The organism is Streptomyces sp. NPDC001843, assembly GCF_042891955.1.
In the GTDB taxonomy this organism is placed as follows: domain Bacteria; phylum Actinomycetota; class Actinomycetes; order Streptomycetales; family Streptomycetaceae; genus Streptomyces.
In genome coordinates this window covers 636,341-656,016 of record NZ_JBIATQ010000001.1, presented here as the reverse complement: position 1 = coordinate 656,016, position 19,676 = coordinate 636,341, and the positions used below count along the sequence as shown (strand labels likewise).

Sequence of the window (19,676 nt, the reverse complement as noted above, 5' to 3'; positions counted from 1 at the left end):
CGACGACGGCCTGCACGACCCCGACGGGGTCGTGCAGGCCGTCGTCGTGTTCAGACCGTCCGGAACGCCAGCACCACGTTGTGCCCGCCGAAGCCGAACGAGTCGTTCAGCGCGGCGACGGGGCCCTCGGGCAGCTGCCGGGCCGCACCGCTCACCACGTCCGCGTTCACCTCGGGGTCGAGCTGGTCGAGGTTGATCGTCGGCGGAGCGGTCCGCTTGGTCAGGGCGAGGATCGACGCGACCGTCTCGATGCCGCCGGCGCCACCGAGCAGGTGACCGGTCATCGACTTGGTCGCGGAGATCGCCATGTGGTCGACGTCGTCGCCGAACACCTTCCGCAGCGCCTTGACCTCGGCGACGTCACCCTGCGGGGTGGACGTGGCGTGCGCATTGACGTGCACGATCTCGGCCGGCTTGAGGTCGGTGTTGTCCAGCAGGTTCTGCAGCGCGTGAGCGATGCCGTTGCCGGACGGCTCGGGCTGCGTGATGTGGTGGCTGTCGGACGAGATGCCCTGCCCGACGGCCTCGACGTAGATCCGGGCGCCGCGGGCCTTCGCGTGCTCCTCGGACTCCAGGACGATCACGCCCGCGCCCTCGCCCATGACGAAGCCGTCACGGCCGGAGTCGTAGGGACGCGAGGCGCCCTGCGGGTCGTCGTTGTTCTTGGACATCGCCATCATGTTGCCGAACGCGACGATCGGCAGCGGATGGATGGCCGCCTCCGTGCCACCGGCGACGACGACGTCGGCGCGGCCGGTGCGGATCATCTCGATGGCGTAGCCGATGGCCTCCGCACCCGAGGCACAGGCCGAGACCGGGGTGTGCACGCCGGCGCGGGCGCCCAGCTCGATACCGACGTTGGCCGCCGGGGAGTTGGGCATCAGCATCGGCACGGTGTGCGGGGAGACCCGGCGCACGCCCTTGTCCCGGAGGACGTCGTACTGGTCGAGCAGGGTCGTCACGCCGCCGATGCCGGAGGCGATGACCGTTCCCAGCCGGTCGGGGTTCACGGACGGGTCCTCGCCGGCCTTGGCGGTGAAACCCGCGTCCTTCCAGGCCTCCTGGGCGGCGATCAGCGCGAACTGCGCGGACCGGTCCAGCTTGCGGGCCTGCGGGCGGGGGATGATCTCACCGGGTTCGACGGCGATCTGCGCGGCGATCCTGACCGGCAGTTCGGCCGCCCACTCCTGTTCCAGCAGGCTGACGCCGGACTGGCCGGCGACCAGGGCCTCCCAGAACGAGGCTGCGTCGCCACCCAGCGGTGTGGTTGCGCCGATACCGGTGACGACCACGGTGCGATTGGTCGGGCTCACGGGAATTCTTTCTCCAACGGAATGGGGATTCAGCGGCGCCACCGCCGGGTGGCGGGGCTTTGCAGCCTGACGGCCTAAGGGGTGACTCAGGCCTGGTGCGTGAGGATGTAGTTGGTCGCGTCGCCGACGGTCTTGAGGTTCTTGACGTCCTCGTCGGGGATCTTGACGTCGAAGCGCTCCTCGGCGGCGACGACGACCTCGACCATGGACAGCGAGTCGACGTCCAGGTCGTCGGTGAAGGACTTGTCCAGCTGGACGTCCTCGACCGGGATGCCGGCGATCTCGTTCACGATCTCGGCGAGACCGGCGACGATCTCCTTCTCAGTGGCGGCCATGTCAGGCGCTCCTTCGTAGTAATCCAGAGGGTGTGGCGGTGTTTCGTGTTTCCGCACCGGACCCGATGATGATCCGGCACGGAGTGCCTAGGGGAGGGTAACGACCGTCGCGGCGTACACGAGACCCGCCCCGAATCCGATGACGAGTGCGGTGTCGCCGCTCTTCGCCTCGCCGGTCGCCAGGAGCCGCTCCATCGCGAGCGGGATCGAGGCGGCCGAGGTGTTGCCGGTGGTACGCACGTCACGCGCGACCGTGACGTGCTCCGGCAGCTTCAGCGTCTTCACCATCGAGTCGATGATCCGCTCGTTGGCCTGGTGCGGAATGAAGACGTCCAGGTCGTCCGCGCTGATCCCGGCCGCGTCCAGCGCCTGCTGGGCGACCTTCGCCATCTCGAACACGGCCCAGCGGAACACCGCCTGGCCTTCCTGCGTGATCGCGGGGAACTTGACGTTGCCCGCGCTGTCCAGCGGGAGCTGGGAGACGTCGCCGGTGGGGGTCCCCCCGCTCGAGCGAAGCCGAGAGTGGGGGAGGAAACGGTCCCACGGCACCGTCTGCTTGATGGTCCCGGCCTTGTCGCCCTCGGAGCCCCACACGGTCGGGCCGATGTGCGGTTCCTCGGACGGGCCCACGACGACGGCGCCCGCGCCGTCACCGAACAGGAAGGCCGTCGCCCGGTCCTCCAGGTCGGTCAGGTCGGACAGCCGCTCGACACCGATGACCAGCACGTACTCCGCCGAGCCCTCGACGACCATGCCCTTGGCGAGCGTGAGGCCGTACCCGAAGCCCGCGCAGCCCGCCGAGATGTCGAACGCCGCGGCCTTGCCCGTGCCGAGCTTGTCGGCGATCTCCGTGGCGATGGCGGGCGTCTGGCTGAAGTGCGAGACGGTGGAGACGACCACGGCACCGATCTGCTCGGCGGCGATCCCGGCGTCGGCGATGGCCTTGCCGGACGCCTCGATCGACATCGCGGCGACCGTCTCCTCGTCGTTCGCCCAGTGCCGGGTCTCGATGCCGGAGCGCGAGCGGATCCACTCGTCGGAGGAGTCGATCTTCTCGAGGATCACCTCGTTGGGCACCACCCGGGTCGGGCGGTAGCCGCCCACACCGAGGATGCGCGCGTACGGGGCGCCCTTGCTGGGTTTGATCTTCGCCATCAGGGCTCCTTAGGCGGCGTGCTCGGCGACGAGCTCGCGGGCCGCGTCGAGGTCGGCGGGGGTCTTCAGCGCGAGCGTCTGCACGCCCGGCAGGGCGCGCTTGGCCAGGCCGGTCAGCGTGCCGCCGGGGCACACCTCGAGCAGCGCGGTGACGCCGAGCTCCTTGAAGGTCTCCATGCACAGGTCCCAGCGGACCGGGTTGGCGACCTGGCCGACCAGCCGCTCGAGCACCTCGGGGCCGGAGGCGACGGTCCGCCCGTCCTTGTTGGAGACGTACGTGACCTTCGGATCGGCCGGCGTCAGGGCCGCGGCGGCTTTGGCGAGGGTCTCGACCGCGGGGGCCATGTGGTGCGTGTGGAAGGCGCCGGCGACCTTCAGCGGGACGACCTTGCGGACGCCCTCGGGCTTGTCCTCGTTCAGCGCGGCGAGCTGCTCCAGCGTGCCCGCGGCGACGATCTGGCCGGCGCCGTTGATGTTCGCCGGGGTCAGGCCGAGCTTCTTCAGGTGCGCGACGGACACCTCGGGGTCGCCGCCGAGCAGCGCCGACATGCCGGTCTCGGTGATCGCCGCGGCCTCGGCCATGGCCAGCCCGCGCCTGCGGACGAGACCCAGCGCGGCGGTGTCGTCCAGGACTCCCGCGAACGCGGCGGCGGTGATCTCGCCGACGCTGTGGCCGGCGACCGCGCCCGGCAGTACGTCTCCGAGTGCCGCGGCGGACAGGAGTCCGGCGGCGACCAGCAGCGGCTGGGCCACCGCGGTGTCGCGGATGGCGTCCGCGTCGGCCTGCGTGCCGTAGTGGGCGAGATCCAGTCCGAGGGCCTCGGACCAGGCGGCCACGCGGTCGGCGGCGCCTGGCAGTTCGAGCCAGGGAGTCAGGAAGCCGGGCGTCTGGGCGCCTTGGCCGGGAGCGACGAGTACGAGCACTCTCACACTCTCTCTTGGGGACGGGCGCGGCCGCCCGTGAGGACAGGGACGAAGAACGGAAGGGGGTTTTGTGGACCTCCGACAAAAGCCTAGGGCTGAGTATCCCCGTCGGCCAGACGCCCCAGGATCAGTGCGATCCGCAGCGTGAAGGCGGATCGTACATCGGAGGGCGACCAACCGGTGACGTCGGTCACACGTCGGAGCCGGTAGCGGACGGTGTTGGGGTGAACGAAGAGCATGCGCGCGGCACCCTCCAGACTGCTCGCCTGTTCTAGATAGACGCTCAAGGTTTCCAGGAGAGCGGAACCGGCCTCCTCCAGCGGTCTGTAGATCTCCTCCACCAGTTGCTCGCGGGCCCCCGGATCACCGGCGATGGCGCGCTCCGGCAGCAGATCGTCCGCCAGCACGGGCCGCGGTGCGTCCTGCCAGGCCGTGCAGGCCTTCAGCCCGGCCGCCGCGGCCTGCGCGGACCGGGTCGCGGCCAGCAGGTCGGGCACCACCGGCCCCGCGACGACCGGCCCGGCGGCGAACGGGCCGATGAGCGAACGGGCCACGGCCAGCGGATTGTCGCTGCCGCCCGCGATGACGACCAGCCGCTCGCCGAGGACCCCCGTGAGCACCTGCAGCTTGGCGTGTCGCGCGGCGCGCCGGATGGCCTCGACGGTCAGCTCGCTGTCCCCGTCGGGGGCGGTGCCCAGCACCACGCACACATGTTCGGGCGAGTTCCATCCGAGCGCCGCGGCCCGGCTGACGGCCCCCTCGTCGGCCTCGCCGCTCAGCACGGCGTTCACCACCAGCGACTCCAGCCGCGCGTCCCAGGCACCGCGTGCCTCGGCGGCCTGGGCGTACACCTGCGCCGTGGCGAAGGCGATCTCCCGGGCGTAGACGAGCAGCGCCTCCCTCAGCACCCCCTCGTCACCGGGCGCCGCGACCTCGTCGATCGCGGACTCCATGACCTCGATGGTGGTCCGCACCATCTCCACGGTCTGCCGCAGCGTGATGGCCCGGGTCAGCTCGCGCGGCGCGGTCCCGAACACGTCCGTGGAGATCGCCTGCGGCGCGTCCGGGTGCCGGAACCACTCGGTGAAGGCGGCGATGCCCGCCTGGGCCACGAGTCCGATCCAGGAACGGTTCTCCGGGGGCATCGCCCGGTACCACGGCAGGGTCTCGTCCATCCGCGCGATGGCCTGTGCGGCGAGGTTCCCGGAGGACTTCTCCAGCCGCCTCAGGGTCGCTTGGTGCGGGTGTACGTCGAAGGCGCGGCGCGCTGCGTGTTCGGACTTGCCGGTTTCTGGTTCGGGCACGGGACAAGACTGCCTTATCGGGACGGGCCCGTGCGTCGCCGGGTCTACGGTGGTCCACGTGATGGACGTACGGCGCGCGGCGGAGCGCTACCGCGGAGGGGATCCGGAGGCCGGGATCGACTCCCGCCACGCCTTCTCCTTCGGCCCGCACTACGATCCCGACAACCTGCGCTTCGGCGCGGTCATCGCCTGCAACGAGGAGCGGCTCGCGCCCGGCGCCGGCTTCGACGAACACCCGCACAGCCACACGGAGATCGTCACCTGGGTCGTCGAGGGCGAGCTGACCCACCGCGACTCCACCGGCCACGAGACGGTCGTCCGCCCCGGCGACGTCCAGCGCCTCAGCTCGGCGTCCGGAGTCCGCCACGTGGAGCGCAACGCCGGCGCCGAGCCGCTGACCTTCGTCCAGATGTGGCTGGCCCCTTCCCGCCCCGGCGGCACCCCGTCCTACGAGATCGTCCGCGGCATCGCCGACTCCACCCCCTACGCCGTCCCGGAGGCCGGCGCCATGCTCCACGTGCGCCGTCTGGCGGCGGGGGAGCGGACGCCGGTGCCGGACGGCGGGCACGTGTACGTGCACGTGGTGCGCGGCGACGTGCGGTTGGAGCGGGAGCGGCTCGGGCCGGGGGACGCGGCGCGCATCTCGGACGCCAAGGACATGGAGGTGGTGGGGGTGACGGGGGCGGAAGTGCTGATGTGGGAGATGACCGCCGGGTGAGCGGACATGGCGGCCTCGACCGGGCTGCCGCATGCGGCCTCGGCCGCGTTGCCGACGGCTCCCGGTCCCGGCCGGCTCAGTGGCGTTTCCGGTTGGCCCTGCGCTCCCTGGCCGCCGCGCGGCGGACCTCCTCCTGGTCCCACAGCGCCTTCAGTTCAAGCGTCCGTTCGTCCAGTTCGACCGGCGCGTCCTCGTCCTCCTCCTTCCACAGCCCCTGCTCCTTCAGCTGCCGCACATGGACCTCCACCGGCGGCTCCGGGTCGAAGTCGCTGGGCCGGGGCCCCTCCGGACCGTCGGGTCCGACACGGACCAGCCGCTCGACGCGGGTGACGCGGAACCGGGTCCCGTCGACGCTCAGGCTGTTGCCGCGCTTCTCGTCCAGCCTGTCGGCCGCTCGCGCGTACTCCGCCCTCTTCTCGTCCGACAGCCGCAGTGTGAACGGCGCCATCACCCGCAGCCATGCCGCCAGGGCGTCACGTGCGCCCTGCGGTGTGGCGTGCGACGCTCCGGGGTTGTGCGACTGCCACTCCCCGTCGACCCGCTCGGAGACCGTGAACACCGCCGGCAGCAGCACACCGCCCGGGTAGGCCTGAGCGGCCCGCCGTGCGTCGGCCCGTACGTCGTCCGGCGTGCCGGAGGCGGACCCGACGAGCCGCAGGAGATCCAGCTTCAGCAGGCTGTCGGACAGCCCGGTGCTGGTGTACGGATCGACGACGAAGCCCTTGGTCCGCGACCGCTCACGGTGCGCCTCGCCCACCTCCGCCGGGTCGGGATCGGAGGGCCGGGGCGGTTCGGGTCCACCGCGCCCCATACGGATGAACTTGCAGGCCCGCACGATCCGGAACCGCTCGCCGCGGACCCGGAGGTCGTCGACGACCTCCCGGTCCATGCGCAGGGCTGCCGACATCCACGCCTTGTGCGCCTCCGCGTCCTCGGCGTCCCCGGCCTCCTTGGCGCGCATGCGGAAGTGGGACCCGAGCGAGTCCCTGGCGCCCTGCGGGGTGTCGGAGCCGTACTCGGACAGCTCCCAGCCGCCCGCGTCACGCTCCCGCGCGTGGAAGAACTCCGCCAGGCCCATCCCCATCAGTTCGGGATACCGCTCCCGCGCCTGCCACGCCTCCTGCTCGGCGAAGGCCGCGATGGGCCCTTCCTGTGGGGCGACCCGGAAGGTCAGATAGCCGGGGACCCTGTCTTCGTAACCGGTCACGTACCGAATGTGCCCGATTGCGGGGTGTCTTCGCCGCAGAACGCGAAATCACACCGAATCGGCGAGAACCGCGTCCGTGAACACGGGCCATGCCTCGACCGCCCAGGGTCCGAACGCCCGGTCGGTCAGTGCCACGCACGCCGTCCGCGCGTCGGGGTCCACCCACAGGAACGTGCCGGCCTGGCCGAAGTGGCCGAACGTCCGCGGTGACGACGAACCCCCCGTCCAGTGCGGGGACTTGCCGTCGCGGATCTCGAAACCCAGCCCCCAGTCGTTGGGGTTGTGATGTCCGTATCCCGGCAGCACGCCCTTGGTCCCCGGGTAGTGGACGGTCAGCGTCGCCTCCGCGACCGTCCGGGGATCCAGCAGCCGCGGCGCCTGCACCTCCGCCGCGAACCGCAGCAGGTCCTCCACCGTCGACACCCCGTCCTTCGCGGGCGAGCGGGTCCCCTCCAGCGACGTGGACGCCATCCCCAGCGGCTCCAGCACGGCCTGCCGCAGATACTCCGCGAAGGGAATGTCCGTCGCCTTGGCGACGTGGTCCCCCAACTGCTCGAACCCGGCGTTGGAGTACAGCCGCCGCTCCCCGGGCGGCGCCGTCACCCGGTGCTCGTCGAACGCCAACCCGGAGGTGTGCGCCAGCAGATGACGGACCGTCGAGCCGGTCGGCCCCGCCGGTTCGTCCAGCTCGATCGCCCCCTCCTCGTACGCGACGAGCACCGCGTACGCCGCCAGCGGCTTGGTGACCGAGGCCAGCGGAAAGCGCTGCCCGGCCGGCCCATGGGTCCCCAGGACCGTGCCGTCGGCCCGCACGACACCCGCCGCGGCGGTCGGCACGGGCCAGTTCTCGATCGACGCCAAGCTGTTCAGAGCCATGCCCCGAGCCTATGCGGCTCAGAGCGCCAGCCGCATCGAGGGGTCGGGCTTGCGCACGAAGCCGAGCGCCGCGTACAGCGGCTCGGCCTCGGCGGACGCGTTCAGGTCGACCTGCCGGGCACCCCGCTCCCGGAACCACTCCAGCAGCTCCTCCATGCACGCGCGCGCATACCCGCGGCGCCGCGCGTCCGGGTCGGTGGCGACGCTGAAGACGTACCCGACCCGCCCGTGCGGGTTGTCGGCCCGCCCGATCCGGTACTCCATCGTTCCCGCCACCAGCGCGGCCAGCGCCCCCGGCCGCTCGGGACGGTCCACCACGAACGCCGCGAAGTCATCGTCGGACCCGGCGAGTCGGGCCCGCAAGGTGGGCAGGGACTCCGTGTGCCAGTCGGTGGCGCCGCCCCCCGCCGTCCCGGCGAACACGGAGTCGATCATGACCTGGCGCAGCCGCAGCACTTCGGCGGCGTCCTCGGGTGTGGCACGGCGTACGAGACTCATGGCCCGCACGCTAATGACCGCGCCCCGGCCCGTCCTCCGGATTTCTTACCGCCACCCGCTTGCTTGGAGTGCACTCCAAGGTCATAGCGTGGGGGCCATGACGGTGATGCAGACCACGCCAGCGGCCACCGAGCGGGAAGCGAACGCCCCAGCCGACATCTGCTCCGCCCCACCCCGCCGGCATCCGCGTCCCGACGGCCAGGACAGATACACGATCAGCGAGGTCGTGGCCTTCACCGGCCTCACCGCCCACACCCTGCGCTGGTACGAGCGGATCGGCCTGATGTCCCACATCGACCGCTCGCACACCGGCCAGCGCCGCTACTGCAACCGCGACCTGGATTGGCTGGACTTCGTGAGCAAGCTCCGGCTGACCGGTATGCCGGTCGCCGACATGGTGCGGTACGCGGAACTGGTGCGCGAGGGCGACACCACCTACGGGGAGCGGCGGGACCTGCTGGAGGCGACCCGCCAGGACGTGCTGGCCCGGATCGCCGAACTGCGGGACACGCTCGCCGTGCTCGACCGGAAGATCAGTTTCTACGCTCAGGAGGGGACCACTCGATGACCGACGCCAGGATTCCGACGGTACGGCTCGGCGAAGGCGGACCGGAGGTGGGTGTCCAGGGTCTCGGCTGCATGGGCATGAGCTTCGGCTACGGTCCCGCCGACGCGGGGGAGTCCCGGGCCGCGCTGGAGCGGGCGCTGGAGCTCGGCGTCACCCTGTACGACACGGCGGACGCGTACGGCGCCGGGGAGAACGAGAAGTTCCTCGCGCCCTTCTTCAAGGCGCACCGCGACGAGGTCGTCATAGCCACCAAGTTCGCCCTCTCGATCCCGCCGGACGAGCCGACCAAGCGGATCATCCGCAACGACCCGCCGTACATCCGCCAGGCCGTCGAAGCGAGCCTGAAGCGGCTGGACGTCGACGTCATCGACCTCTACTACATGCACCGCCGCGATGTGAACGTGCCCATCGAGGAGACCGTCGGGACGATGGCCGACCTGGTGCGCGAGGGCAAGGTCAAGCACCTCGGCCTGAGCGAGATCACCGCCGACGAACTGCGCGCGGCCCAGGACGTGCACCCGATCGCGGCCGTGCAGTCGGAGTGGTCGCTGTTCAGCCGCGACATCGAGGCCAAGGTGGTGCCGGCGGTCCGCGAGCTGGGCGTGGCCCTCGTCCCGTACTCGCCGCTCGGCCGCGGCTTCCTGACCGGCTCCTTCGCCAACGCCGAACAGGACCTGACGGCCGGCGACTTCCGCCGCCAGCAGCCCCGCTTCACCGGCGACAACGCGGCCGCCAACGCGGCCCTCCTGGAGCCGATCCGCGAGATCGCGCAGGCCCACGGCGTCTCCGTCGGCCAGATCGCCCTCGCCTGGGTCCAGCAGCAGGCGACGGTCCACGCCCTACCGGTCATCCCCATCCCGGGCACCCGCAAGCCGACGAGGGTGGAGGAGAACACGGCGGCGACCCGGGTGGTACTCACAGAGGAGGAACTGTCCCTCCTGGAACCCATCGCGGCGAAGGTGTCGGGGAACCGCTACGCAGACATGACGTTCACGTCTGCAGGTCGGGAGTAATCAGCGGCCCCGAGGTGACGCGTCCCAAAAAGGCGCGGGGCTGTATCGATATGCGGCTCCGCCGCGTGGGCGCGAGCAACCCACCACGCCCCGCGGTCGACAAAAACCGCTCCCGGCAGACGCGCACTCGAACCCGCTAAAGCTCCGCGAGGAGCTCCGCCTTCTTGGAGGAGAACTCCTCGTCCGTGACCAGCCCCGCCTGATGCAACTCCCCGAGGTGCCGGATCCGCTCAGCGATCTCCGCAGGATCCCGGCGCCCCGCCACAGCAGGCGCCGCAATGGGTACGGCGGCCTCCGGCCGCTTCGCCCGCACCGCCGCCAACACGGCGGCAGCGAACGGCAGGGACTCGTGGACCGGCCCGTACCCCAGCCCGAAGACCACCGCCGCCGGATCCTGGTCCGGCGGCGCCGGTCGCTCGGAGGCCGAGTCGCGGGGAACGAGGCGGAGATGGCCTTCGAGGACCTCGGGTGAGCGCCACTCGATCCCGTTCAGGTCGGCGACCGGGAAGTTCTGGTCGCCGGCCTTCCACTTGGCCGAGGACGCGCCCGTCCAGAACCACCGGAACCGTACCGAGGAGCCGTCGAAGTACGCCTTGCCGTCGTACGCCTTGAACTGCAGCGGCCCCGAGGGCGGCGCCACCAGGTGCCGGTCGGCCGGACCGGACTCGGTCAGCAGGGCTCGCAGTTCGTCCGCGTAGTACTCCGCGAGCGTCTCCCGCTCGGCGGGCAGCACCAGCCGGTAGGGGTCGTAGGCCTCCTTCAGCTGCCCGGCCGCCGCCTCGATCAGCGGATCGGCGCCGGGGCGGGGCTCGGCCCGCAGGACGACGGTCCCGCGTCTGCCGGGCGTCAGCGTCACCCCTTCGAGCGCCGCCAGGGGGATGCGTCTCTCACCCAGCGACTGGAACAGCTTCGGTGTCCGGATCCCCCGCTCGTAACGGATGAGCACGGAGTCGGACTCGAACTCCCAGGCGGCGTGAAATCCGGCCAGTACGTCACCCATGCGGCTCATCGTATGCGGCACAGGCTCCTCACGTCCCTCCCCGTGCGGACCGCACTTCCTGCTGTCTCTACGCGCGTCCGGCAGTCATCACACCGGACAAACCCGCCCGGCACCCGCCCTCGTCATGGGCGCAGCGCACCGCGTCGTACGCGCCGACCCCGATGTCGGCGAAGTTGCGCAGGCTGTCCGTGCCCGGCTCGAAATAACCGGCGTGGCCCTTGGCGTCCCGCGCCGACAGCACCCGCGCGCCGAACGCCCGGGAGACCGGGTCGGCGCCGTGCCCGAGCCCGCCGACCTCGAGGTACGGCACGTCCTGGATCCAGTCGTCGGCGTCCCGCATGGCCCACACCCGCGCGGGGGTGCCCAGGTTCGAGGCCTGGGAGGCGTGCATGCCGGGGCTGGCGGCCACCGCTATGTCGGTCACCCGGCGCGGCATCGCGCGTGCGGCCACCCCGCACAGCACGGAACCGTAGCTGTGGCAGAACACGGAGACGGGTGCGTTGCCGGGCAGCGCCCACAGCAGCGCGTTCAGGCGTACGGCGCCCTCCTCGGCCCGCATCGCGGTGGCCGCGTCCACGCCGAGGCCGCTGGGCGCGGTGTAGTCGGCCCAGGCGATCACGGCCGTACGGGTCGTGCGGCTCGCCGCGCGCTCGGCCCCGTACAGGGCCTTGGCCATGCCGACCGGCGCGGTGTACTGCCGGTTGGTCTTCTGGAAGGTGAGCAGGTCGGTGTCGACACCGGGGACGACGACGGAGATCCGCTGGGCCTTGTCGAGGTTCCCGAACACCTCGGCGACCCGGCCGGAGCCGTCGGGGTCGAAGGCGAGGATGTGGCGGTCCCTCCGCAGGAGCGACTCGAAGCGGTGCATACGGCGGCCCGCCTGCTGCTGCCCGGCCGCGGAGAGCCGGGTGTCGTGCATGCGTCTGAGGTCCGTCCTGCGCGCCTTCTGCAGGGCGATGCGGTTGGCGCGGTAGCGCAGCTCGACGGGAGCGCCGTTCATGTTGCCGACCGCGAGCGGATAGCGGTGGGCGAGGCCGGTGCTCTGCCGTTCGGTGAGCGACGCGAAGAACCGCGCGAGCCGGGTGGGACTCTCGTCGGGGTCCGGCAGCCGGTGCCCGCCGACGCGGCCGTGCTGCCAGGCGGCCAGCGAGGCCTGCAGCGGGGTCGTCCTCCGGTGACCGTGCAGGGCGGTCCAGCCGGTGGTCGCGAGCATCACGAACACGACGGCCAGCGCGAGCAGCGCGCGCCAGACGTTGAGTTGCGGAGAGGTGTCGAAGGAAGTCACTGGGAGGACACACTAAGAGAACGAGAGGGTCTCGCGGTAACCGAGTGACAGGGATCACGTTTCGCCGGGTGTGACGGGGAACTCAGACAGGTCGCCAGTTTCCGGTCAACGCCGGGCCCAGCTGGTCGAGGTGGCGTGCGGTGAGTTCGCGGATCGCCTCGATGCTGCACTCCTCGCCCACCGACCAGGTCCGTTGGGTGACCCGCATCACTCCGCCGAACAGGGCCACCAGGAGCCGGGGGCGCGGGTCGGCGTCCACGTCGAGGCCCTCGCGCTCGGCCACGATCCCGGCGATCTCCTCCTCCAGCCCCTCCTGGCGCCGCAGATGGGCGGCGAGCAGCGCGGGCGTGGCCTCGATCATCTTGTAGGCGCGCAGGTGCAGTTCGACCGGTACGACCTGCTCGATGGCCTCCCCGATGGTGTCCCAGCTCCCCAGGACGGCCTGCCGCAGCGCCTCCAAGGGTGCCTCTCCCGGCGGGCGTTCACGCAGGGCCCGGATGTAGTGCGACTCCGCGAGCCGGGTGACGAAGAAGGCCGCGTCCTCCTTGCCGGCGAAGTAGCGGAAGAAGGTCCGCTGCGAGACGCCGACGGCCTCGGCGATCTCGTCGACGGTCGTCCGTTCGTACCCCGCTGCGACGAACAGTTCGAGCGCGGCTCGCACCAGCGCGTCCCGGGTGCGCTCTTTCTTGCGCTCGCGCAGCCCCGTTCCACTCATGTGCTTCTCCGTGTAACTGAAATGTTTTGTCAATTGTCAGCGACTGACACTAGCCTCGCACGTATGACTAGTCAGACCATCGACTCGACGGGGCCGGGGGACAACGCGCCGGAAGCCCCGTCGGAACCGACCGCGGCCGGAGGGCTGCGCGGTCACCCGTGGTTCACCCTCATCACCGTGGCCGTGGGCGTCATGATGGTGGCCCTCGACGGCACCATCGTGGCGATCGCCAACCCGGCGATCCAGAAGGACCTCGGCGCCACCTTCGCGCAGGTCCAGTGGATCACCAACGGTTACTTCCTCGCCCTCGCGGTCTCCCTGATCACCGCGGGCAAGCTCGGCGACCGGTTCGGTCACCGGCAGACCTTCCTGATCGGCGTGGTCGGCTTCGCCGGCGCCTCCGGTGCGATCGGCCTGTCCAGCAGCATCGCCGCGGTCGTCACCTTCCGCGTCTTCCAGGGCCTGTTCGGCGCGCTGCTGATGCCGGCCGCCCTCGGCCTGCTGCGGGCCACCTTCCCGGCCGAGAAGCTGAACATGGCGATCGGCCTCTGGGGCATGGTGATCGGCGCGTCCACCGCGGGCGGCCCGATCCTCGGCGGTGTCCTGGTCGAGCACGTCAACTGGCAGTCGGTGTTCTTCATCAACGTGCCGGTCGGTCTGCTCGCCCTCGTCCTCGGCCTGCTGATCCTGAAGGACCACCGCGCTGAGAACGCGCCCCGCTCCTTCGACATCGCCGGCATCGTCCTGCTCTCCGGCGCGATGTTCTGCCTGGTCTGGGCGCTCATCAAGGCCCCCGCCTGGGGCTGGGGCGACGGTAAGACGTGGGCCTTCATCGGCGCGTCCGTGCTGCTCTTCGCCGCGTTCTCCGTCTGGGAGACGAAGGTGAAGGAGCCGCTGATCCCGCTGGGCCTGTTCCGTTCGGTGCCGCTGTCGGCGGGCGTGGTCCTGATGGTCCTGATGGCCATCGCGTTCATGGGCGGCCTGTTCTTCGTCACCTTCTACCTGCAGAACGTGCACGGGATGAGCCCGATCGACGCCGGCCTCCATCTGCTCCCGCTCACCGGGATGATGATCGTCGGCTCACCGCTGGCCGGCGCCATGATCACCAAGCTGGGCCCGCGCATCCCGCTCGCCGGCGGCATGGCGGCCACCGCGATCGCCATGTACGGCATGTCGACCCTGGAGACGGACACCGGCAGCGCCGTGATGTCCCTCTGGTTCGGTCTGCTGGGCCTCGGCCTCGCGCCCGTCATGGTCGGCGCGACCGAGGTCATCGTCGGCAACGCCCCGATGGAGCTCTCCGGCGTGGCCGGTGGTCTGCAGCAGGCCGCGATGCAGATCGGCGGCAGCCTCGGAACGGCGGTGCTGGGCGCGGTGATGGCCTCCAAGGTCGACAGCGACCTGCCGGGCAACTGGGCCGACGCCGGCCTCCCCAAGCTCACCCCCGCCCAACTGGGGCAGGCCTCCGAGGCCGTTCAGGTCGGTGTGGCACCGGTGGCCAAGGGCACGCCCCAGCCGCTGGCCGAGAAGATCACCGGCGTGGCGCACGACACCTTCATCTCCGGCATGAGCCTGGCGTCCCTGGTCGCCGCGGGCGTGGCGGCGGTGGCCGTCCTGGTCGCCCTGCTCACCAAGCGCGGCGAGAACGCGGAGGCGGGCGCGGGCGTCGGCCACATCTAGGTTCCCTCACCGCCGGGGCGGAGTTACCTCATCAGGGTGACTCCGCTCAAGATTCCTCGCCCCGGCACGCGCCGCAGGTCACAGTGGGTCATGTCCTCCGCAGGGCATGGGAGGACACCCGGGACCGCGGCGCGCTGCCGGAGGGGGGCAGCGCGCAGGTCTGCGGACGTGGAACCGGGGTACCCGCACTTCCGAACCCGAATTGTCCAAGAGAGTCAAGGAGTTGATGATGGCGGGCTTCGGGCACGGAACGCGCGGGTACCCCCGTTCACGCGGCCGGACGTGGCAGCGGAGCGGGCCGGACCGCGCCACGCTCGGGATCATCGGCTGTATCTGCGCGATCGCCGGTTTCTTCGTCCTGGGCATCATCCTGGGCCCGGTCGCAGTCGTCTGCGGCTGGCTCTCCATGGGCCGTCAGTGGTCCTCCGACCGCAACATCCCGGCCCTGGTGGCCGTTGTCCTGGGCGCCATCGACACCCTGCTGGCCCTCGTCTGGCTGGCCGGGTCGGCATCGGTGGGCAACGGGTTCTTCTGAGGGCGCGAGGGTACTGGGGGCTCCGCCCCCAGGCCCCCGGCTAAAAGCGGCGCTGCTCCTCCCGCGAGACCAGCGCCGCCACCTCGGCGCGCAGCAGCCGCACCTCCTCCGCCAGATTGGCGATGGCCTCCGTCTGGCGCCGCTCCTCCACGTCGTCCTTCTCGAAACGCGAGATGAACCACGCCGCGATGTTCGCGGTGACGACACCGAGCAGCGCGATCCCGGACAGCATCAGCCCGACCGCGATCATGCGCCCCAGCCCGGTCGTCGGCGCGTGATCCCCGTACCCCACGGTCGTCATCGTGGTGAAGGACCACCAGACGGCGTCACCCAGCGTCCGGATGTTCCCCCGCGGTGACTCCCGCTCCACGGACAGCACCGCGAGCGAGCCGAACATCAGCAGCCCCACCACCGCACCGCCGACATACGTCGTCAGCCGGATCTGCGAGGCCATCCGCGCCCGCCGCCCCACCAGCAGCAGCGTGGCCACCATCCTGAGCAGCCGCAGCGGCTGCAGCATGGGCAGGACGACCGCGCACAGGTCTATCCAGTGCGACCGCACGAACTCCCGGCGGTGCCGGGTGAGCGCGAGCCGCATCAGGTAGTCGGCGGCGAACGCTCCCCACACCACCCACTCCGTCACCGTGCACAGGGACGTCAGGAGCTGATCGGCGGGATCGTCCACGATCGGCACGGCGTAGGCGACGGCGAACGCCACCGCGAGCACCAGCAACGGCCGTTGTGTGCGTCGTTCCCAACAGGCCTGCGCCGACTGTTCGTTCATGGCCGCAATAGTAAAGAACAGGTAAGGGCGGCGGGATCAAGCCCCGCCGCCCGTCACCCGGTCAAGCCGTGCGCCGGCTACGTGCCGACTACGCGTCGCCCCCGGCCGCTCCCGGATCCGCCGCCGACACGTCGAGCAGCTGGTACCGGTCGATGGCCTGCTTCAGCACCGAACGGTCGACCTGGCCCTCCCGAGCCAGCTCGGTCAGCACGGCCACCACGATCGACTCCGCGTCGATGTGGAAGAACCGCCGGGCCGCGCCCCGGGTGTCGGCGAAGCCGAAGCCGTCCGCACCGAGCGACTGGTACGTGCCCGGCACCCACCGCGCGATCTGGTCCGGGACCGACCGCATCCAGTCGGACACGGCCACGAACGGACCCTCGGACCCGCTCAGCTTCCGGGTCACGTACGGCACCCGCTGCTCCTCCTCCGGGTGCAGCAGGTTGTGCTCCTCCACCGCCACGGCCTCGCGGCGCAGCTCGTTCCAGGAGGTCGCCGACCACACGTCGGCCTTGACGTTCCACTCCTCGCCGAGGATCCGCTGCGCCTCGATCGCCCACGGCACGGCCACGCCCGAGGCCATGATCTGCGCCGGGATGGAGCCCGAGGTGCCCGCACCGATCCGGTGGATGCCCTTGAGGATGCCCTCCACGTCCACGTCCGCCGGCTCCGCCGGGTGCTGGATGGGCTCGTTGTAGACGGTGAGGTAGTAGAAGACGTCCTCGCCGTGCGGGTGCTCCGCGTCGCCGCCGTACATCCGGCGCAGACCGTCCTGCACGATGTGCGCGATCTCGTACGAGTACGCCGGGTCGTAGGCGACGCAGGCCGGGTTCGTCGAGGCGAGCAGCTGCGAGTGGCCGTCCGCGTGCTGCAGGCCCTCACCGGTCAGGGTCGTACGACCGGCGGTCGCGCCCAGGACGAAACCGCGCGCGAGCTGGTCGGCCATCTGCCAGAACTGGTCGCCGGTGCGCTGGAAGCCGAACATCGAGTAGAAGACGTACACCGGGATCAGCGGCTCGCCGTGCGTGGCGTACGCCGAGCCCGCCGCGATCAGCGAGGCCGTGCAGCCCGCCTCCGAGATGCCGTCGTGCAGCATCTGCCCGGTCGGGGACTCCTTGTAGGCCAGGAGCAGCTCCCGGTCCACCGACTCGTACTGCTGGCCCAGCGGGTTGTAGATCTTCGCGCTCGGGAAGAAGGAGTCCATGCCGAACGTGCGGTACTCGTCCGGCGCGATCAGCACGAACCGCTTGCCGAGCTCCTTGTCCCGCATGAGGTCCTTCAGGAGCCGGACGAAGGCCATGGTCGTCGCGATGGACTGCTGGCCGGAGCCCTTCTTCACCGTCGCGTACGCCTTGTCGTCCGGCAGCGCGAGCGGCTTGGAGCGCACGACGCGCGTCGGGACGTACCCGCCGCACTTCTTGCGCTGGTCGTGCATGTACTGGATCTCCTCGGAGTTCCGGCCCGGGTGGTAGTAGGGCGGTGCGCCGGACTCCAGGTCCTTGTCCGAGATCGGCAGGTGCAGACGGTCGCGGAAGCGCTTGAGGTCGTCGACCGTCAGCTTCTTCATCTGGTGCGTGGCGTTGCGGCCCTCGAAGTTCGGGCCCAGCGTCCAGCCCTTGATCGTCTTGGCGAGGATGACCGTCGGCTGGCCCTTGTGCTCCTTGGCCGCCTTGAACGCCGCGTAGATCTTCCGGTGGTCGTGACCGCCGCGGCCCAGGTGCAGGATCTGGTCGTCGGTCATGTTCTCGACCATCGCGCGCAGCCGGTGGTCGTCGCCGAAGAAGTGCTCGCGGATGTAGGCGCCGGTCTCGGTGGCGTACGTCTGGAACTGGCCGTCCGGCGTCGTGTTCATCTTGTTGACCAGGATCCCGTCCCGGTCCTGGGCGAGCAGCGGGTCCCAGGTGCGGTCCCAGACCAGCTTGATCACGTTCCAGCCGGCGCCGCGGAACTGCGACTCCAGCTCCTGGATGATCTTGCCGTTGCCGCGCACCGGGCCGTCGAGCCGCTGGAGGTTGCAGTTGACCACGAAGGTCAGGTTGTCCAGGCCCTCGCGGGCGGCGATGCTCAGCTGGCCGAGCGACTCCGGCTCGTCCATCTCGCCGTCGCCGAGGAACGCCCACACGTGCGACTTGGAGGTGTCCGCGATGCCGCGTGCCTCCATGTAGCGGTTCATCCGCGCCTGGTAGATCGCGCCGAGGGGGCCGAGGCCCATGGAGACCGTCGGGAACTCCCAGAAGTCCGGCATGGAGCGCGGGTGCGGGTAGCTGGAGAGGCCGTTCGGGTACTTCGACTTCTCCTGACGGAAGCCGTCCAGCTGCTGCTCGGTGAGCCGGTCGAGCAGGTACGCGCGGGCGTAGATGCCCGGGGAGGCGTGGCCCTGGAAGAAGACCTGGTCGCCGCCGTCGCCCTCGTCCTTGCCACGGAAGAAGTGGTTGAAGCCCACGTCGTAGAGGGAGGCGGAGGAGGCGAAGGTCGCGATGTGCCCGCCGACCCCGATGCCGGGACGCTGGGCGCGCGAGACCATCACGGCCGCGTTCCAGCGGGTCGCGTTGAGGATCTTGCGCTCGATCTCCTCGTTGCCGGGGAAGAACGGCTCGCTCTTGGTGGGGATCGTGTTGACGTAGTCCGTGCTGCGCATCTCGGGCACGGCCACGCGCTTCTCGCGGGCCCGCTCGATCAGGCGCAGCATGAGGTAGCGGGCCCGCTCCCGGCCTCGCTCGTCGACGGCGGCGTCCAGGGAGTCCAGCCACTCCTGGGTCTCTTCGGGATCGAAGTCAGGAACCTGACTCGGAAGGCCGCCAATGATGATCGGGTTGCGATCGGATCCGGAAGCCACGCTGTTCCTTACCTGTCAGAGGGCCACTTTTTTTGCTCGTGCCTACACCGTTCCCCATCGTGTACCTCGGAATGACGTACGTCATCTCTACCGTGAGGTAACCGAGCCGTCCGTACGGCCCCCCTCGAGCGGCAGTCGGGCAGGCCCGGCCAAAACGCAACGATACGCCCGAGGGTCCGACAGGCTTGGCAAACTAGTTCGAGACTCGTAACGGCGGATCATTTCGAATGATTTCATTCCTCGCAAACCGGGCACAAAGGTGAGGTGTACGTCCGCCGGGCTCGCGATACGGTGCCATGAGTTGCGGCGACACGGCCGGGATCGTCACTGTTTCGGCGGTCTGGACGGCCGGGTACTTGCGCGATCCGCCCCGCCCGTGTGGACTACGGCCAATGCTTCGCGCACGCGCGTGGCTGAGATACTCAACAAGACATGATCAGGAGGCAACCCGTGAGCGCGACCGCGGACCACGCGGAGGAGCGGACGAGCCCTGCCGTCAGGCTGGGGTTCCAGCCCGAGCAGGTGGTCCAGGAGATCGGCTACGACGACGACGTCGACCAGGAGCTCCGCGAGTCCATCGAGGAAGTCATCGGCAGCGAGCTGATGGACGAGGACTACGACGACGTGGCCGATGCCGTCGTGCTGTGGTTCCGCGACGACGACGGCGACCTGACGGATGCGCTGGTCGATGCCACCACGTACATCGAGGAAGGCGGCGCCATCCTGCTCCTCACGCCGAAGACCGGCCGTTCGGGGTACGTGGAGCCGAGTGACATCTCGGAAGCCGCGACCACCGCCGGACTGACGGCGTCCAAGAGCGTCAGCGTCGGCAAGGACTGGAGCGGCTCGCGCCTGGCGACGCCGAAGGCCGCGAAGTCCAGGAAGTAGACCTCGTCGACGGCGGGCGGGTACGGGCCGGCTCGGCCCGTA

19 protein-coding genes are annotated in these 19,676 nt (G+C 70.5%); 6 read left to right on the top strand and 13 right to left on the bottom strand.

From position 1 onward, the window contains the following. Positions 1–50: 50 nt before the first annotated feature. The 5 genes from fabF to ACFYZQ_RS03100 all read right to left on the bottom strand — a co-directional run bounded on the left by fabF (position 51) and on the right by ACFYZQ_RS03100 (position 5,031). Positions 51–1,313 carry a beta-ketoacyl-ACP synthase II gene (gene fabF / locus ACFYZQ_RS03120; RefSeq protein WP_389140995.1) on the bottom strand — a complete coding sequence of 421 codons (1,263 nt, stop codon included), beginning with the start codon at positions 1,311–1,313 and terminating at the stop codon, positions 51–53. Between the two features lie 86 nt (positions 1,314–1,399). After that, a complete protein-coding gene (locus ACFYZQ_RS03115; protein WP_388787728.1) occupies positions 1,400–1,648 on the bottom strand; it encodes an acyl carrier protein in 249 nt (82 codons plus the stop codon). Positions 1,649–1,735: 87 nt separating this feature from the next. Further along, entirely contained in the window at positions 1,736–2,803 is a 1,068-nt protein-coding gene (locus ACFYZQ_RS03110; protein WP_389140993.1) for a ketoacyl-ACP synthase III, read from the bottom strand. 9 nt (positions 2,804–2,812) lie between these two features. After that, the gene (locus ACFYZQ_RS03105; protein WP_389140991.1) at positions 2,813–3,727 is read right to left on the bottom strand and encodes an ACP S-malonyltransferase; all 915 of its coding nucleotides are present in this window, start codon (positions 3,725–3,727) and stop codon (positions 2,813–2,815) included. Positions 3,728–3,816: 89 nt separating this feature from the next. Beyond that, positions 3,817–5,031: a PucR family transcriptional regulator gene (locus ACFYZQ_RS03100; protein WP_389140989.1), complete on the bottom strand. Its 1,215-nt coding sequence runs from the start codon at positions 5,029–5,031 to the stop codon at positions 3,817–3,819. Positions 5,032–5,092: 61 nt separating this feature from the next. Here ACFYZQ_RS03100 and ACFYZQ_RS03095 point away from each other — a divergent pair, with 61 nt between their 5' ends. Then, positions 5,093–5,749 (top strand): pirin family protein, encoded by a 657-nt coding sequence (locus tag ACFYZQ_RS03095; protein WP_389141875.1) that lies wholly within the window; start codon positions 5,093–5,095, stop codon positions 5,747–5,749. Positions 5,750–5,825: 76 nt separating this feature from the next. On the opposite strand, the gene ACFYZQ_RS03090 is transcribed toward ACFYZQ_RS03095, so the two are convergent. Genes ACFYZQ_RS03090 through ACFYZQ_RS03080 form a run of 3 tightly spaced genes read right to left on the bottom strand, consistent with a single transcriptional unit; the run spans position 5,826 to position 8,330 of the window. Then, positions 5,826–6,956 (bottom strand): DUF5954 family protein, encoded by a 1,131-nt coding sequence (locus ACFYZQ_RS03090; protein ID WP_389140987.1) that lies wholly within the window; start codon positions 6,954–6,956, stop codon positions 5,826–5,828. Between the two features lie 48 nt (positions 6,957–7,004). Beyond that, entirely contained in the window at positions 7,005–7,832 is an 828-nt protein-coding gene (locus tag ACFYZQ_RS03085) for a serine hydrolase domain-containing protein (protein WP_389140985.1), read from the bottom strand. Positions 7,833–7,850: 18 nt separating this feature from the next. Then, complete coding sequence (locus tag ACFYZQ_RS03080; protein ID WP_389140983.1) at positions 7,851–8,330, bottom strand: GNAT family N-acetyltransferase; 480 nt, start codon at positions 8,328–8,330, stop codon at positions 7,851–7,853. A 97-nt stretch (positions 8,331–8,427) separates the two neighbouring features. On the opposite strand from ACFYZQ_RS03080, the gene ACFYZQ_RS03075 reads away from it, so the two are divergent. Both ACFYZQ_RS03075 and ACFYZQ_RS03070 read left to right on the top strand, forming a co-directional pair. Then, positions 8,428–8,898 (top strand): MerR family transcriptional regulator, encoded by a 471-nt coding sequence (locus tag ACFYZQ_RS03075; RefSeq protein ID WP_389140981.1) that lies wholly within the window; start codon positions 8,428–8,430, stop codon positions 8,896–8,898. Beyond that, the gene (locus ACFYZQ_RS03070) at positions 8,895–9,911 is read left to right on the top strand and encodes an aldo/keto reductase (protein WP_389140979.1); all 1,017 of its coding nucleotides are present in this window, start codon (positions 8,895–8,897) and stop codon (positions 9,909–9,911) included. Before ACFYZQ_RS03075 ends, ACFYZQ_RS03070 begins: the two co-directional genes overlap by 4 nt. Before the next feature lie 136 nt (positions 9,912–10,047). On the opposite strand, the gene ACFYZQ_RS03065 is transcribed toward ACFYZQ_RS03070, so the two are convergent. From ACFYZQ_RS03065 to ACFYZQ_RS03055, 3 genes are all read right to left on the bottom strand, one after another. Continuing rightward, positions 10,048–10,911: a DUF4429 domain-containing protein gene (locus ACFYZQ_RS03065; protein ID WP_389140977.1), complete on the bottom strand. Its 864-nt coding sequence runs from the start codon at positions 10,909–10,911 to the stop codon at positions 10,048–10,050. 67 nt (positions 10,912–10,978) lie between these two features. Next, positions 10,979–12,196: an alpha/beta hydrolase gene (locus ACFYZQ_RS03060; RefSeq protein WP_389140975.1), complete on the bottom strand. Its 1,218-nt coding sequence runs from the start codon at positions 12,194–12,196 to the stop codon at positions 10,979–10,981. Between the two features lie 82 nt (positions 12,197–12,278). Continuing rightward, the gene (locus ACFYZQ_RS03055; RefSeq protein WP_389140973.1) at positions 12,279–12,911 is read right to left on the bottom strand and encodes a TetR family transcriptional regulator; all 633 of its coding nucleotides are present in this window, start codon (positions 12,909–12,911) and stop codon (positions 12,279–12,281) included. A gap of 63 nt (positions 12,912–12,974) precedes the next feature. On the opposite strand from ACFYZQ_RS03055, the gene ACFYZQ_RS03050 reads away from it, so the two are divergent. Both ACFYZQ_RS03050 and ACFYZQ_RS03045 read left to right on the top strand, forming a co-directional pair. Then, positions 12,975–14,591, top strand: a complete 1,617-nt coding sequence (locus tag ACFYZQ_RS03050; protein WP_389140971.1) for an MFS transporter — start codon at positions 12,975–12,977, stop codon at positions 14,589–14,591. A 229-nt stretch (positions 14,592–14,820) separates the two neighbouring features. Further along, entirely contained in the window at positions 14,821–15,126 is a 306-nt protein-coding gene (locus tag ACFYZQ_RS03045) for a small hydrophobic protein (protein WP_389141873.1), read from the top strand. 40 nt (positions 15,127–15,166) lie between these two features. Here the strand turns inward: ACFYZQ_RS03045 and ACFYZQ_RS03040 are convergent, their stop codons facing one another. Beyond that, entirely contained in the window at positions 15,167–15,910 is a 744-nt protein-coding gene (locus ACFYZQ_RS03040; protein WP_389140969.1) for a potassium channel family protein, read from the bottom strand. Between the two features lie 88 nt (positions 15,911–15,998). Further along, a complete protein-coding gene (aceE, locus tag ACFYZQ_RS03035; RefSeq protein WP_389140967.1) occupies positions 15,999–18,746 on the bottom strand; it encodes a pyruvate dehydrogenase (acetyl-transferring), homodimeric type in 2,748 nt (915 codons plus the stop codon). 450 nt (positions 18,747–19,196) lie between these two features. Between aceE and ACFYZQ_RS03030 the strand changes: the two genes are divergently transcribed. After that, entirely contained in the window at positions 19,197–19,634 is a 438-nt protein-coding gene (locus tag ACFYZQ_RS03030; protein ID WP_388787770.1) for a DUF3052 domain-containing protein, read from the top strand. The last annotated feature ends 42 nt before the right edge of the window (positions 19,635–19,676 follow it).

Coding starts and splice junctions, on each gene's coding strand:
- ACFYZQ_RS03065 (WP_389140977.1), bottom strand. CDS start 10,911: ATGGGTGACGTACTGGCCGGATTTCACGCCGCCTGGGAGTTCGAGTCC.
- ACFYZQ_RS03050 (WP_389140971.1), top strand. CDS start 12,975: ATGACTAGTCAGACCATCGACTCGACGGGGCCGGGGGACAACGCGCCG.
- ACFYZQ_RS03070 (WP_389140979.1), top strand. CDS start 8,895: ATGACCGACGCCAGGATTCCGACGGTACGGCTCGGCGAAGGCGGACCG.
- ACFYZQ_RS03080 (WP_389140983.1), bottom strand. CDS start 8,330: ATGAGTCTCGTACGCCGTGCCACACCCGAGGACGCCGCCGAAGTGCTG.
- ACFYZQ_RS03115 (WP_388787728.1), bottom strand. CDS start 1,648: ATGGCCGCCACTGAGAAGGAGATCGTCGCCGGTCTCGCCGAGATCGTG.
- ACFYZQ_RS03045 (WP_389141873.1), top strand. CDS start 14,821: ATGGCGGGCTTCGGGCACGGAACGCGCGGGTACCCCCGTTCACGCGGC.
- ACFYZQ_RS03110 (WP_389140993.1), bottom strand. CDS start 2,803: ATGGCGAAGATCAAACCCAGCAAGGGCGCCCCGTACGCGCGCATCCTC.
- ACFYZQ_RS03040 (WP_389140969.1), bottom strand. CDS start 15,910: ATGAACGAACAGTCGGCGCAGGCCTGTTGGGAACGACGCACACAACGG.
- ACFYZQ_RS03075 (WP_389140981.1), top strand. CDS start 8,428: ATGACGGTGATGCAGACCACGCCAGCGGCCACCGAGCGGGAAGCGAAC.
- ACFYZQ_RS03055 (WP_389140973.1), bottom strand. CDS start 12,911: ATGAGTGGAACGGGGCTGCGCGAGCGCAAGAAAGAGCGCACCCGGGAC.
- ACFYZQ_RS03085 (WP_389140985.1), bottom strand. CDS start 7,832: ATGGCTCTGAACAGCTTGGCGTCGATCGAGAACTGGCCCGTGCCGACC.
- ACFYZQ_RS03095 (WP_389141875.1), top strand. CDS start 5,093: ATGGACGTACGGCGCGCGGCGGAGCGCTACCGCGGAGGGGATCCGGAG.